Annotated in this window: 12 protein-coding genes; 7 read left to right on the plus strand and 5 right to left on the minus strand. The window is 71.3% G+C overall.

From position 1 onward, the window contains the following. Position 1: 1 nt before the first annotated feature. From I3V78_RS19165 to I3V78_RS19180, 4 genes are all read left to right on the plus strand, one after another. Complete coding sequence (locus I3V78_RS19165; RefSeq protein ID WP_338023664.1) at positions 2-859, plus strand: hypothetical protein; 858 nt, start codon at positions 2-4, stop codon at positions 857-859. Continuing rightward, complete coding sequence (locus I3V78_RS19170; protein ID WP_204489912.1) at positions 856-4,008, plus strand: serine/threonine-protein kinase; 3,153 nt, start codon at positions 856-858, stop codon at positions 4,006-4,008. The genes I3V78_RS19165 and I3V78_RS19170 overlap by 4 nt, the downstream gene beginning before the upstream one ends. Before the next feature lie 135 nt (positions 4,009-4,143). After that, positions 4,144-5,256, plus strand: a complete 1,113-nt coding sequence (locus I3V78_RS19175; RefSeq protein ID WP_420840424.1) for a hypothetical protein — start codon at positions 4,144-4,146, stop codon at positions 5,254-5,256. Positions 5,257-5,280: 24 nt separating this feature from the next. Beyond that, entirely contained in the window at positions 5,281-5,946 is a 666-nt protein-coding gene (locus I3V78_RS19180; protein ID WP_204489913.1) for an Isoquinoline 1-oxidoreductase subunit, read from the plus strand. Here the strand turns inward: I3V78_RS19180 and I3V78_RS19185 are convergent. From I3V78_RS19185 to I3V78_RS19200, 4 genes are read right to left on the minus strand one after another with little or no spacing between them, the layout of a single operon-like run. Next, positions 5,928-8,153, minus strand: coding sequence for a xanthine dehydrogenase family protein molybdopterin-binding subunit (locus I3V78_RS19185; RefSeq protein ID WP_204489914.1), 2,226 nt, complete (start codon positions 8,151-8,153; stop codon positions 5,928-5,930). The two genes, I3V78_RS19180 and I3V78_RS19185, sit on opposite strands and share 19 nt — an antisense overlap. Next, a complete protein-coding gene (locus tag I3V78_RS19190; protein ID WP_204489915.1) occupies positions 8,150-8,617 on the minus strand; it encodes a (2Fe-2S)-binding protein in 468 nt (155 codons plus the stop codon). Before I3V78_RS19190 ends, I3V78_RS19185 begins: the two co-directional genes overlap by 4 nt. Positions 8,618-8,653: 36 nt before the next feature. Then, a complete protein-coding gene (locus I3V78_RS19195; RefSeq protein WP_204489916.1) occupies positions 8,654-9,547 on the minus strand; it encodes a sterol desaturase family protein in 894 nt (297 codons plus the stop codon). Between the two features lie 33 nt (positions 9,548-9,580). Continuing rightward, positions 9,581-10,222: a TetR/AcrR family transcriptional regulator gene (locus I3V78_RS19200; protein ID WP_204489917.1), complete on the minus strand. Its 642-nt coding sequence runs from the start codon at positions 10,220-10,222 to the stop codon at positions 9,581-9,583. 180 nt (positions 10,223-10,402) lie between these two features. Here I3V78_RS19200 and I3V78_RS19205 point away from each other — a divergent pair, with 180 nt between their 5' ends. Continuing rightward, complete coding sequence (locus I3V78_RS19205; RefSeq protein WP_204489918.1) at positions 10,403-11,506, plus strand: LuxR C-terminal-related transcriptional regulator; 1,104 nt, start codon at positions 10,403-10,405, stop codon at positions 11,504-11,506. Here I3V78_RS19205 and I3V78_RS19210 read toward each other — a convergent pair. Then, positions 11,469-12,023, minus strand: coding sequence for a hypothetical protein (locus tag I3V78_RS19210; RefSeq protein WP_204489919.1), 555 nt, complete (start codon positions 12,021-12,023; stop codon positions 11,469-11,471). The genes I3V78_RS19205 and I3V78_RS19210 overlap by 38 nt on opposite strands. Before the next feature lie 283 nt (positions 12,024-12,306). On the opposite strand from I3V78_RS19210, the gene I3V78_RS19215 reads away from it, so the two are divergent. Both I3V78_RS19215 and I3V78_RS19220 read left to right on the plus strand, forming a co-directional pair. Further along, positions 12,307-12,918, plus strand: coding sequence for an RNA polymerase sigma factor (locus I3V78_RS19215; RefSeq protein ID WP_204489920.1), 612 nt, complete (start codon positions 12,307-12,309; stop codon positions 12,916-12,918). After that, positions 12,905-13,291, plus strand: a complete 387-nt coding sequence (locus I3V78_RS19220) for a hypothetical protein (RefSeq protein WP_204489921.1) — start codon at positions 12,905-12,907, stop codon at positions 13,289-13,291. Before I3V78_RS19215 ends, I3V78_RS19220 begins: the two co-directional genes overlap by 14 nt. Positions 13,292-13,337 lie beyond the last annotated feature (46 nt).

The following is a 13,337-nucleotide window of genomic DNA, read 5'->3' on the forward strand; positions in this document are numbered from 1 at the left end:
CGTGAGCGCCATCGCCTCCATCGCCTCCTCGTCGTCTCCCGAACTGCGGCTGCTCGCGGACGCCTCGCTCGCGCCGCGGGCCGTGGAGCAGGCCTCGCCCCGGCTCGCCCAGGTCGGCGTGCGCGCCGTGTCGTCGGGCTCCGCGCGGGCGGGACGGGAGCTCGTCCTGTTCGACGGCCGCCTCGCGCCCGCGCACGCCCCGCTGCTGGAGCGCGAGGCGCCCGCCCTCCTGCTCGCCCACCGGGATGCCCAGGAAGGGCCCTCGGCCTGGGAGCTGCGCCTGCTCGCCTCCCTGCTGCACGGCGAGCCGCTGATGCCCCCGGGCAGCGGGGTGGCCAAGCTGTGGCTGGAGCAGGTGGAGGACCTGAAAGGGGCCTCTTCCGAGGCGGCGGCGCTCGCGGAGACGTCGGGCGGTGGCCGGGCCATGGTCCATCTGGCCGCCGAGGTCATGCACGAGCTGGCGGCCAATGCCTTGCTCGACGCCCCAGTAGACGAGCGAGGTCAGGCCCTCTACGCCTACCGTCGCGATTCGGTCCGGGCGGTGGCTCCCGAGCACATCTGCCAAGTATCCTTCGCCGTGGGCGAGGGGGGCATCTACCTGGAAGCGGTGGATCTCTTCGGGCGGCTGACACCAGCGCCCCTGGCGAGGGCGGTGGCGTCGTTCGGGGGGCGCATGCAGGTCAATGCGTCCGGGGGTGGGGCGGGTCTGGGGATGCGGCGCATCCTCGAGGCCTGTGACGCGGTGGCGGTGCGGGTGGTGCCGGGCCGCGAGACGCGGATGTTGGGAGTGGTCGGATTCGGGGAGGCCCGCCGCCGGGCGGCGCTTCCCAAGTCGTTGCTGTACTTCAAGTCGGAATGAGGAGCGGGCCGGTGGAGACGCAGGGTTCCAGTGCCACGATCAATCGCGTGCGAGTGGGGACGATCAATCACGTCCGCATCGCGGGCGTCATCGACGAAACCTTCCCCCTGACGTCCTCCATGACGGATCTGGGTGGACTCATCATCGTCGATCTCGGCCAGGTGGAGCGCATCAGTTCCTTCGGCGTGCGGCGTTGGATCGAGTTCGCCAGCAAGATGCCGCAGGGAGGCATTTCGCTCTACGTGGTGAACGCGCCACCGGTCATGGTGGATCAGCTCAACATGGTGGAGGGCTTCTCCGGCGTGGCACGGGTGCTGTCCGTGCTGGCGCCCTACATGTGCCGCGCGTGCGGCGAGGACCGGCTGCGCCTGGTGGACTTGCAGGCGGAGTCGGCGGTCATCGCCGAGGGCCGCGCTCCGGAGCACTCCTGTCCCGTGTGCGCGGGCAAGCTGGAGTTCGCGGACCTGCCCAGCGAGTTCTTCGACTACGCCCGGCGCCAGCAGTTCGGCACGGTGGACCCCGTGGTGCTGCGCTACCTGCGCGCCACCACGCCCAGCGCGCCCGCCTCGCTCACCACGCACCTGAAGATCGTCCAGGACGACATCACCTACGTCACCCTGGCCAGCGAGCTGAAGTCGGACCTGAACGTGCGCCGGCTGGCCTCGGGCCTGGAGGGGCGCGTCGCCTTCGACTTCTCGCACGTCTCCAAGGTCGACGCCGAGGCCATTCCCAAGCTGGAGCAGGTGCTGGCCACCGCGGCCCAGGGCGCCCAGGTGGTGCTCTGCCGGGTGACGTCGCCGGTGCTCAGCGCGCTCGCGCGCTTCAGCAAGCCCTTGTCCGCGCGCATCAACACGCTGTGGCTGCCGTGCGAGTGCCGCAACTGCGGCCATGAGCACCAGCAGCGCACGCTCGCCTTCGAGTACCTCACCAAGCTGCGCGCCAACGCGAGCCCCGAGCGCGAGTGCCCCATCTGCGGCGGCACCGCGCGCCTGCCCGCCATTCCGCAGCTCGTGCCCCTGCTCAGCCGCTCCTCGCTGGTGGAGGAGCACCTGGAGGACATCGAGGCGCTCGAGCCCCGGGCCCTGAGCCAGTACCTCTTCGGCAACACGAACGCCGAGCCCGGCAACCAGAAGGGCAGCAACTCGGACATCAGCAACAGCCTGGGCCACAACAAGCTGCAGATCATCCGCCGGCTGGGGCAGGGCGGCATGGCCGAGGTGTTCCTCGCCAAGCAGGTGGGGGTCAAGGGCTTCGAGAAGTTCGTGGTGATGAAGAAGATCCTCCCGCAGTTCGCGGAGAACACGGAGTTCGTCGACATGCTCTTCGCGGAGGCGCGCGCCAATGCCCGCCTCACGCACCCCAACGTCGTGCAGACGTTCGACGTGGGCCTGTCCGACAGCGTCGCGTACATCCTCATGGAGTACGTGCGCGGCCCGGACTTGAAGAAGCTGATGAACGAGCTCAAGCGCAAGGGGCTCGCCCTGCCCTTGGAGCACTCGCTGCGCGTCGTGGCCGAGACGGCCGCGGGCCTGCACTACGCGCACAGCTACGTGGATCCGGCGGGCGTGCCGCACCCCGTGGTGCACCGCGACGTGAGCCCCCACAACGTGCTCATCTCGCTGGACGGCGCCATCAAGCTCAGCGACTTCGGCATCGCCAAGGTGCAGGGCGAGGAGAACACCCGCGCCGGCGTGCTCAAGGGGAAGATCTCCTACATCTCCCCGGAGGCGGCCGCGGGCCGGCCCCTGGACGCGCGCAACGACGTGTTCGCCCTGGGCGTGGTGCTCTTCGAGCTGCTCACCGGCCAGCTGCCCTTCAAGCGCGACCATGACGCCGCCACGCTCAGCGCCATCGTGCGCGAGCCGGCGCCGGTGCCCTCGCAGCTCAAGCCCGCCATTCCCCAGGACGTGTCGGATCTCATCCTGCGCGCCCTGGTGAAGGATCCGGCGCGCCGCACGCCGTCCGCCGCCGCCCTGCGCGAGGAGATCGAGGCGGTGATGGCGCACCACCGGCTCAACTCCTCGCCCGCCGCGGTGGCCCAGTTCTTCAAGTCCACCCTGGGCGAGCGGCTCGCGGAGTTCGGTCCCACCCAGCAGGGCCCCTTCACTGGCTCCTTCCCGAGTGTCCAGCCGGGCGCCACCATGAGCAACGCGACGCGGCCGCCGCCTCCGCCGCCCCCGGCGCTCGCCGTGCCGCCCCCTCCGCCCGCGACGACGACGGGGGAGATGGCGGCGCCCGCGGACACCCAGGTGCCCGTGCGCGCGGCCACGGCCCCGCGCCCGCCGCCTCCGCCCGCGCCGCCCGTGGAGCGGGCCGCCACGTCCGACGAGCGCACCGAGGTCCAGATCTCCAAGCCCGGGCTCATCGCCATGCCCACGCGGACCGCGCAGGTCCCGGCCACGTCGGCGCCGCCCGCTCCGCAGGCGGCCGCGGCCCTGACGCGTGCCTCCGGCTCGTTCAACGCCTTGCCGACGCCCGCGCCCGCCCGTCCGGCCGCCGCGCACGTGAACACGGTCGTCGCGCGTCCGCCGGCGGCGCCTCCCGCCCGACCGGCGACGGCCCCGCAGCCCGCCGCTCCGGCGCCCGCCGCTCCGGCGACGGCCGCTCCGATGACGGCCGCCCTCGCGGCCTCCCAGCGGCCCCTGGTGCGCTGGGCGGTGATGGGCGTGGTGGGCCTGCTCATCCTCGGCGGCGTGGGGGTGGTGGTCCCGAAGATGCTCGCGCGGGGCGGCGTCGAGGTGATCAACCGCGAGCCGGGTGAGCAGCTCTACGTCGCCGGAATCCAGGTGGAGGACCCGTCGAAGCTGGATCTGGAGAACGTCCGCCAGCTCGTCGTCTCCACGGCGATGGACGGCCGCCTGCGCCGCTTCGGCATCGCGGTCCGCAAGGATCTCATCGACGTGCGCGCCCTGCCCGAGACCCGGCCCGAGCCGAACAGCAAGGGCTCGCTGCGGGTGGTGGGCCGCGCCGGCTGCTTCGTCAACGTGGATGGGCACATGGCCCCCCAGGCGACGCCGGTGTCGATCGACATCGAGGCGGGCAAGGAGCTCGGGGTCAGCGTGAGCTGCCCGGGTCTGCCCGTCTGGTCGCGGCGGGTGATGGCGGTGCCGGGCCAGGAGGTGGAAGTCTCCTCGGGCGGCGATTCCTGAGCCTCGCGGGAGGTCGCGGACCAGGCGAGCCGCCTGGCCGCGCACGGGGCCCCCATTCTGTGTTGTTCCCGAGGGGCTGGATGGGTGGATACTTCAAGGTGAGAAGATCGCGCCGCCACCCCTTCCGGATGCCTCATGTTCTTCGTGGGTTCAGATGATGAGTCGGGCAGCGCGACCGCGCGAGGGGCGTCGAGCGCCTCGGACCCGGACGCGTCGCCCACCTTGTCCTTCCGTCATCTGCTGTCGGATGCGATCTCCTCCTTCCTGCTGGAGGCGGGGCTGGGCTCGGCGCAGGTGGCCGATCCGCTCAGCGAGCTCTTGGTGACGCTCTCGCGCTACCGCGAGGAGGGCGAGCCCCTGTTCCCCGTGGCGTTCCTCGGGGATGACCTGGAGGGCATGCTGCGGGTGCTCGGCGGCCGGGACGCCATCGCCATGGGCACCGGGCCGCGCTCCCGGGAGACGATCCAGCGCGCGCTCAAGCAGTGCGCGCCGTTGGGCCAGGGCCGGTGGTGGTGCCTGTACGTGCTGCTCATCCCCGACGGCTTCGCCTACGGCATCTTCCGCACGGATCCCTCGCCGCTCGTGGAGACGCCCCTGGAGCGCATGCGGCGGGCCGGAGAGCGCTCACTGCGCATGGTGGGCGTGCTGCAACTCGCGGAGAACGTGGTGGAGCTGCGGGGCCTCGGCGGCCTGTGCCGGCACGTCTTCCTGTCCGGCGCGCGGGCGGAGAACACCCTGCCCACCGTGGCCATGGACGAGCTGTCGCTCGGCCTCACGGCGGACGTGCCCGAGCCGGCGCGGGGCCTGACGCGCGACTTCTACCGCCGGGTGCTCTTCGAGGCGATGCAGGCCTCGCACGGCACGCTGGTGGCGGTGCTGCCCAAGGGGATGGACGGCCTGCCCATCTTCGTGGATGGGGTGCTGCTGGAGCCGCCGTTGGACCTGGTGGCGCGGGTGATGCGCTACCACCAGGAGCCGAGCGTGGACGCGGCCTCGGCGGTGAGCGCCACGGCGCAGCTCCTGCGCGGTATGATGGCCACGGATGGCATCACCGTGCTGCGCTCGGACGGCTTCCTCGTGGGCTACAACGTCTTCATCCGGCACCCGGAGACGCTCAGCCGCGAGGCGGCCCGCGTGGGCGGGGCCCGGCGGCGCACCTACGAGGTGCTGTGCGGTTGGGTGGGGCGGGAGCTGACGACGGCGTTCTTCCGTTCACAGGACGGCGCCATCGCGTGTTGTCGCGATTGAGCGGGTGACCCAGGCTGGCGCCGCATGCGCGCGCTGCCCGTCTCCCTCCTGGCGTTGAGCCTCACCCTCCCGCTCCTCGGGGGCTGCACCCGGCCCGCGCCCTCCCGGGAGCCGCCGCCCCCGGACACCGCGCCCGAGCCGGCGCCGGCCGCGGCCCTGCGTCCCGTCGCGTCCTTCGACGGCATCGCGGACCCCCGGGCCCGCTCGGTGGCGCTGTTCACCGAGGCCGGTCGGGTCATCACCCATCCCCGGTGCACGAACTGTCACTCCGCGGATGGCGTGCCCCGGCAGGGGCTGGGGCAGCGGCCGCACCTGCCCGCGGTCACGGGCGGCGCGGACGGGCATGGGCCTCCTGGCCTGCCGTGCACCGCGTGTCACCAGGCGGTGAACCTCCCCTTGATGGGCGAGTCCCTGCGGAGCATTCCCGGCAACCCCAAGTGGGCCCTGGCGCCCGTGGAGATGGCGTGGGTGGGCCGCTCGTTGGGCTCCATCTGCGCGCAGCTCAAGGATCCCACGCGCAACGGGGGCAAGAGCCTCGCCGAGATCCAGCACCACATGGCCGAGGACGAACTCGTCGCGTGGGGCTGGGCGCCCGGCCGGGGCCTCCAGCCGGTGCCCGCGTCCCAGCGGGTGTTCGGCGCGCTCATCCAGGCGTGGATCGATACCGGGGCTCACTGCCCGGAGCCCTGAGCCGCCCGCGCCGCCGCGAGCCGCTCGGGCGTCAGGGGCAGCGCGCGCACCCGCAAGCCCGTGGCATCGAACAGGGCGTTGGCCAGGGCCGCCGCGGTGGGTCCCTGCGAGGCCTCGCCCGCGCCGAGGAACGGCTCGCCGGGCCGGTCGATGAGCGCCACCTCCACGGACGGCACCTCGGAGAAGGTGAGCAGCGGGTAGGTGGCCCAGTCGCGGGAGAGGATGCGCTGGGCGTCGTACTGGACCGCTTCCTTGAGGCCCCAGCTCAGCGACTGGATGAGGCCGCCCTCGAGCTGGTGGGCCAGCCCATCCGGGTTGACGATCTCCCCCGCGTCGGCGGCCAGCACGGCGCGCACCACCCGGAGGGCGTGGGTGGTGGGCTCCACCACGACCTCCAGGCACACGGCGCAGTAGCTCGCGAGGTTCTTGTACCGGGCGAAGCCGAGGCCCCGGCCATGGTGGGGCCGGCGTGTGCCCGAGGCCCAGCCGAAGCGCTCGGCGGCCTTCTGGAGCACGTCCCGGGCCCGGGGGTCGCGCAGCTGACGGAGCCGGTAGGCGAGCGGGTCCACGTTCGCCGCGTGGGCCAGCTCGTCCATGAAGGACTCGATGGAGAAGACGTTGGCGTGCGCCCCGAGGCCGCGCAGGGACGAGGAGCGCAGGGGCAGGGCCGTGACGAAGTGGGTGGTGACGCGCTGGCCGGGAAACGCGTAGAGCGGAAGGGCGTTGCGATCGGCGGCGTAGTTGGGCGGCCCGCCATTGCGCGGCGCGGGCCTGGCGAAGGGCTGAGCGAGCGTCGTCGCCGCGAGCAGGTTGCCGGGCTGGCCCCCCGGGCGGGTGCCGTGCGAGGTGGACCACAGCTCGTAGCGCCAGTCGAGCACGTCGCCCGCCGCGTCCACGTCCGCGCGCACCTTCGTCACCATGGCGGGCCCGTAGGGCTCCCAGGTGTGCTCGTCCTGGCGGGACCACTGCACGCGCACGGACTGGCCCGGCAGGGCGCGGGCGAGCAGGGCCGCGTCGGCGGCGACGTCATCCGCGCCGTTGTGGCCGTAGCACCCCGAGCCCCCGTGGTGCCGGGCCCAGACCCGCTCCGGGGGCAGGCCGAGCATCCGCGCGATCGCCGCGGCCGTCTCGAAGACGCTCTGGCTGTGGGTGTCCACGGTCAACCCCTCGTCCGTCCACAGCGCCACCGCGCACGAGGGCCCGATGGAGCCGTGCATGAGGTAGGGGCGGCGGTAGTTCGCCTCCAGCGTCCGGGTGGGGGCGGGGCCCTCGGGGCGCGCCACGTCCCGGATGACCGTGTCCCGCGTGGGCTGCGCGAGCAGCCAGGCGTGGGGATCCACGGGCAGGGGTTCGCCCGGACGCCAGCGGGCGAGCTCCGCCAGCCGGGTCGCGGCCCGATGTGCCCGCCACTCGTGGGTGGCGATGACGCCGAGGAAGCTCCCGTCCCGCACGACCTTGAGCACCCCGGGCATGCCCTCCACGGGGGCGGTGTCCACCGCGACGAGCGAGGCCCCGGGTGAGGGCGGTCGGACGACGCGCCCATGCACGAGCGCCTCGGGCCGCAGGTCCTGCACGAACGCCGTCTCGCCCGTGACGCGGGCGGGCAGTTCCCGGCGGGGCACGGGGCGCCCGCTGTAGCGCCGCTCGGACGCGGGCTTGGGGGACACGGTGCCCGTCGCCTCGTGCCCGAGCGCCTTGCCCCCCACGAGGCTCCAGTAGGTGACGTCCTCGCCGCTCGTGGGGTCCGAGATGGTGCCATCGCGCACCTGGAGCCGGCCGCCGGGCACACCGAGCCGTTCGCTGGCGAGCCGCACCAGCAGGGCGCGGGCCTCGGCGGAGACGGCGCGCACGGCCGAGCCGCCCTCGGGCATGGACATGCTGCCGGCGGTGGTGCCCTGGTTCGGCGAGTGCCGGGTGTCCCCGGAGAGGATGTCCAGGCGCGACAGCTCGATGTCCAGCTCGTCGGCGCACAGTTGGGCGAACGCCGTGAGGATGCCCTGGCCCAGCTCCACCTTGCCGGTCTTGAGCGTGACCCGGCCCTCCGCGCCGATGCGCAGCCAGGCGTCGAGCGCGGGATGCCGCTGGAGATCTCCCGGCAGCGCGCCCGCGCGCGGGGTGTTCGCGCCCCGGACGGCGGGGGCCGCGAGGGAGAAGGCGACCACCAGCGCGCCCTGGAGGAAGTCCCGGCGACCGAGCGGCGCGCTCATCCCTGGCGCTCCTTCGCGGCGCGTTGGATGGCGCGCACGATGCGGTTGTGGGAGCCACACCGGCACAGGTTCGCGTCCAGCGCGGTGCGGATCTCCGCCTCCGTCGGCTCGGGCTTCACCCGCAGCAGGGCCTCCGCCGCGAGGATCATCCCCGGGATGCAGTAGGCGCACTGCCCGGCCTGCTCCTCGAGGAACGCCCGCTGGAGCGGATGGAGCGCGCCCTCGGGGCCCCGCAGCCCCTCGAGCGTGGTGAGGGCCCGCCCGGACAGCAGGGCGGCGGGCACGAGGCACGAGCGCAGGGGGGCGCCGTCCCGGAGCACCGTGCAGGCGCCACACTGGCCCACGCCACACCCGTACTTCGCGCCGTTGAGCTTCAGCGCGTCCCGGAGGACGTAGAGCAGGGGCGTGTCCTCATCGGCGTCGATGGCGTGGGTCTCTCCATTGACGTTCAGCGTGAAGGCCATGGGGCGGCTCCGGGAGCGCGGGCGGAGCCGCGGACGCTAACAAGCCGGACCGGGGCCGCAATCGGGCCGGGACGTGGGCGGCGCCCGAGTGTCGTCCGGCGACGGTGTCCAGCCCGGCCCCCGGAACACGTGGCCCAGCCGGACGCGCCACGACGCGCCACGGCGCACGTCGCGCAGGATGGCGGCGAACTCGTGGAAGGCGATGCGCACGGGGTTGTACGTGCGGATGTTGTGCGTGAGCCCGTACACGGGGCGCTCGTCCTCCGCCTGGAAGGTGCCGAAGAGCCGGTCCCAGACGATGAAGATGCCCGCGTAGTTGCGGTCCAGGTAGCGCGGGTTGGAGCCGTGGTGGACGCGGTGGTGCGAGGGCGTGTTGAGCACCCACTCCAGCGGCCCCAGCCGGCCCACCGCCTCGGTGTGGATCCAGAACTGGTAGAGCAGGCTGATGGCCTGCTGCAGGACGATCATCACCGGGTGGAAGCCCAGGAGCGCGAGCGGCGCCCAGAACAGCGAGCTCGTCATGGGCGTCCACGTCTGGCGCAGGGCGGTGGACAGGTTGTAGCGCTCGCTCGAGTGGTGCACCACGTGCGAGGCCCAGAAGACGCGGCTCTCGTGGTGGATGCGGTGGAACCAGTAGTAGCAGAAGTCATCCCCGACGATGAGCAGCACCCAGGCCAGCGCGCCGGTGCCCATGCGCAGCGGCGTGAGCTCGTACAGCGCCAGGTAGAGGGCGAACTCCACGCCCTTCCAGAGCAGGCCGATGGCCGAGTAGCCCAGTCCCATGGTGAGGCTCGCCGCCGAGTCGCGCAGCGAGTAGCCGAGCAGACCGGACTCGCGGTGCCGCACCAGGTAGAGCACCTCCACGGCCATCAGCAGGACGAACGCCGGAATGGCGTACAGCGTGAGATTGATGGGCGGAGCGGACGGCATGTGACGGACTCCTGGGAGGGGAAGGGCGGGGGCTCAGGGGGCGGAGGACAAGGCGCGGCGGGCGAACTGGGTGAGGAAGGCGAGCATCGCGGGGTGGTCCGGATTGGAGGGCAGGCCCACGCCTCCCACGGCAGCGCCCTGCACGGCGTTGAGGATGAGCTCGATGAGGGCATCGAAGTCGGGACGGGTGGACGCCACGTCGGGGAAGAGCTCGCGCGCCACCCGGTGCAGGTTGCGGCGGTGCGGCGGATTCACCACCCCGAGCGCCGCGGCCAGCTCCGCATCCGTCCGCGCCGCCACGAACAACTCCAGGGCGGCGAGCAACTCGGGGCGCTGGTAGAGTTCCCAGAGCCGTTCAATCGCCTGGGCGATCCGCTCCCCCGGCGCGACCGAGAGGCCCTCGAACCCGGCGCGGTACTCGTCAATCAGCCGGGGGAACAGGTGCTCGACGGCGGCGCCGAGCAGGCTCGCCTTGGTGGGGAAGTGCTTGAACAGCGCCCCCTGGGACATGTCGGCGCGCTGGGCCACCGCCAGGGTGGTGAGGCGCGCGTAGCCCAGCTCCCGCAGACACTCGATCGTCGCGTCGAGCAGCTTGAGCCGGGTCGCATCCCGGCGCTCCTGCTGGGTGCGCCGGGCCCGCGGGCCCACCACGGCGAGGGAAGGGGCGTCGGACATGAACGAACTATGCGCCCCCCGCCTCGGAAAAGAAAGTGAGTACTTACTTTCTTTGTTTTGACGGCCTGTCTGTGGGGTGAGGTAGGTGAAAAACCCCTACCTCTTTCGGGGGAGAGACAGCCCCGGGGGTCCTCCGAGATGAATGCCCGACGTCCCAGGACGGGACGAGGAGGACGGCCCATGACGTGGGAGGACATGAGTGCCGAGGAGCAGTCGCTCGTCGGCAAGCTGTTGGAGGAACTGAATCAGGTTCAGACCCTGTCGGAGTTGGTGCGCTGCGCCGAGGCCTTCCTGATGCGCCTGTTGTCGGCGGACTGTATGGCGCTGTGTGTGTCCAAGCCCGGTCCCACGCGGGAATACGAGTGGGAGACGTCGCGCATGTTGTCGGCGTTCTTCGCGCGAGCGCCGGAGTGGGGCCCGAGCGACTTCGTGGCGGGGACGGTGTCGCGCGAGCCGGGCCGCGTCTTCCGGGACCAGGAGATGATCTCGCGCGAGGGGCTGGAGGGCAATGCCATGTACCGGCTCAGCCACACGTTGGGCATGCCCCTGGAGCAGGTCATGTCCGTGATGTTGACCATTCCGGGGGAGTCCTGGCACGGGGGCTTCACGGCGTACCGCACCCGCCGCCAGCCCTTCACGGAGCGGGATGAGGGCCTGCTGCAATACGTCGCCCGGCAACTGGCGAGCGCGCTGCACAAGTGCCGGATGTTCATGGAGCGCATGCTCTACCGGGACCTGTTCGCGTCCATCGCCCGGCAGCAGGGACTGGCCCTCGTGGTGCTCAAGTCGTCGGGAGAGATCCTCCAGGAGACGGCGCCCGTCGCCGCGTTGCTGCGCAAGTGGTTTCCCAAGGAGCCTCTGTCCACGGGGCTGCCCCGGGAGTTGCGCGAGCGCTGCGCGGCGCTCGCTCGGGGCGCGACGGACGACACGTGGACGCGCGACAACAAGGACATGCGCGAGCGCTTGACGGTGACCTTCACGGCCCTGCCGCAGGCGGAGGGGCCCGCGCACTGGAAGGTGGACTTCCGGGAGACCCGGCGCTCGCTGCTCGATGACTGGCTCAATGAACTGACGCCCACGGAGACGCGGGCCTTCTGGCTGCTGATGCAGGGAAAGTCCAACAAGGAGATCGCGGCGGCGCTGGGCAACGAGGTGGAGACCGTGAAGAAACAGGTGAGCTGCATCTACAAGAAGACAGGCACGAGCGGCCGTCAGGAACTGGCGGCGCGCGCCCGGTCGCTCGGGGCTACTGTCGTGATGCCACCGCGGGAGGAGCCGGAGTGAGTGCTGGCTGCCACTGGTTGCGCGCATCGCGCGTGTAGAACCGGTCCACGATGAAGGCACCCGCGCGCAATTGTCCCTCGCGCACCTCCACGGGCCCCACGCACTGCTCGGCCTTGCCGCTGAGCGCGCGAGCGAAACAGCCATCGCGGCGCATCATGTAGACGGCGTCGAAGTCGCGCAGCCGTTGACTCAGCTCCCGCCGCGAGACCGTGCCTGTCTTGCGGCGGAGGACGTCCTCGAGCAGGAGACTCGCGACCATGCGCGGTGCCTCCTCCGCGCGTTTGGGCCAATCCAGGCTCAAGCGCAGCTTCAACTCGTTCGCCTGCGCGGCGGACAGCTCGGGGTTCCGAGGAAGGTCTTCGGTGGGCAGCCCCGCGTCGACCAGCAGGGCGCCGAAGTCATCCACGTTGGCGAGCTTGTTGCGCGGTGGCTGCTCCCGAACCACCACCGGCGCGCTGGTACAGGCGAGCGTGAACAGCATCAACCAGGACGTGCGGAAGAGGAATGGCGTTGGCATGACAATCTCCTCGGGTTCGGCCTCCGTATTCGATGCGCACGATGCGTCAGGGCAAGACGCCCGTCTGTACCCCTTGGGTGGTAGGCCGCCACGGACCGCCGGGTGGCGCGCTTCCCGGGCGCTACCTCCAAAGAGGAATGGACTTTGCTCGGAGGGTTCGATCAACCTTCCTCCCAGGTCGGCTCCCGCGTGTCGAACTCCGGGGTGTGGTTCCGAAGGAACGGACAACACACACGGAACGCGCGGGAACGCGAACGCGACCTGGCGAGGAGAGGGGATGAGGATGCCAACACAGCGAGAACCGCCGGACGAACGGGACCTGCATGCGCGAGCCCTTCGCAAGGATCCGGTGATCCTGCTGGATCTGCTGAAGGCCTTCGCGCAGAAGATGCAGGGCTTCGTGCTGCGGGACCTGAACTGCGGCGAGGAGGCGGCCTACGACGCCGTCATCGATGTGCTGTTCGCCTATGTCGCCACTCCCGAGCGGTATGACCCCAAGCGGGGCGCCCTCCTGGTGACCTACCTCACCCAGGCGGCCAAGTACCGGGTGCGCGATCAGCTCCGGTCGACGTCCGCCCGGGTCGAGCGCGACAAAAAATGGGGGGGCGATGTCGAACTCGGGCAGCGGACCGCGAAAGATATTTTAGAGAATTATGTGGAGGCTTCCCGTGCCGTGGACCGGCTCATCGCGAAGGGGCATTTGAAGAGCCCCAAGGACATCGCCGCCCTTCGGCTCATCTTGAGCGGAGAGAGCTCCACCGAGGTGCTGGCCCGGGCCTTGGGCCTGGACACCTCGAACGAGGAGCTGATGCGGCGGATGGTGAAGCGGCATCGGGATCGACTCATGAAGATACTGGAACGTTTTGGAAAGGAGGACCTCGATGACCCCACCTGACTGGACCAAGCTCGCGGTCCGCAAGAGCCGGGAACACGCCTGGACGCTCGGCTATCTCTTCGACCTCGCGCACCGACTGGAGAATCTGTTGCCCGAGGACATCGCCACGGAGTTGGGCTGCTCGCGGGAGGTGCTCGACCAACTCGCCCTCTGCCGCCGACCCGACAAGGAGCGCTTCGCCGAGCACCTGGGCATTATCGCGGAGCGTCTGGGCGTGGCACCGCTCGCCCTCGCCAGGTTCATCCGGCGCATGGACAACCTGGAGAAGGACGCCCAGCCCTCCGAGCCGGCAGGTGACGTGCTGCGTGGCACCCTGCTCGCCGCGCGGGATCGCTCCGAGGAAGACGACGAGGACGACGAGGACGACCTTTGAGGGTGGATTGGCTGGAGGACGCGGTGGCCCTGAGCGGCTTGGGCCC

The organism is Archangium primigenium (assembly GCF_016904885.1).
GTDB lineage: Bacteria > Myxococcota > Myxococcia > Myxococcales > Myxococcaceae > Cystobacter > Cystobacter primigenius.

Coding starts and splice junctions, on each gene's coding strand:
- I3V78_RS19170 (WP_204489912.1), top strand. CDS start 856: ATGAGGAGCGGGCCGGTGGAGACGCAGGGTTCCAGTGCCACGATCAAT.
- I3V78_RS19175 (WP_420840424.1), top strand. CDS start 4,144: ATGTTCTTCGTGGGTTCAGATGATGAGTCGGGCAGCGCGACCGCGCGA.
- I3V78_RS19180 (WP_204489913.1), top strand. CDS start 5,281: ATGCGCGCGCTGCCCGTCTCCCTCCTGGCGTTGAGCCTCACCCTCCCG.
- I3V78_RS19185 (WP_204489914.1), bottom strand. CDS start 8,153: ATGAGCGCGCCGCTCGGTCGCCGGGACTTCCTCCAGGGCGCGCTGGTG.
- I3V78_RS19190 (WP_204489915.1), bottom strand. CDS start 8,617: ATGGCCTTCACGCTGAACGTCAATGGAGAGACCCACGCCATCGACGCC.
- I3V78_RS19195 (WP_204489916.1), bottom strand. CDS start 9,547: ATGCCGTCCGCTCCGCCCATCAATCTCACGCTGTACGCCATTCCGGCG.
- I3V78_RS19200 (WP_204489917.1), bottom strand. CDS start 10,222: ATGTCCGACGCCCCTTCCCTCGCCGTGGTGGGCCCGCGGGCCCGGCGC.
- I3V78_RS19205 (WP_204489918.1), top strand. CDS start 10,403: ATGACGTGGGAGGACATGAGTGCCGAGGAGCAGTCGCTCGTCGGCAAG.
- I3V78_RS19210 (WP_204489919.1), bottom strand. CDS start 12,023: ATGCCAACGCCATTCCTCTTCCGCACGTCCTGGTTGATGCTGTTCACG.
- I3V78_RS19215 (WP_204489920.1), top strand. CDS start 12,307: ATGCCAACACAGCGAGAACCGCCGGACGAACGGGACCTGCATGCGCGA.
- I3V78_RS19220 (WP_204489921.1), top strand. CDS start 12,905: ATGACCCCACCTGACTGGACCAAGCTCGCGGTCCGCAAGAGCCGGGAA.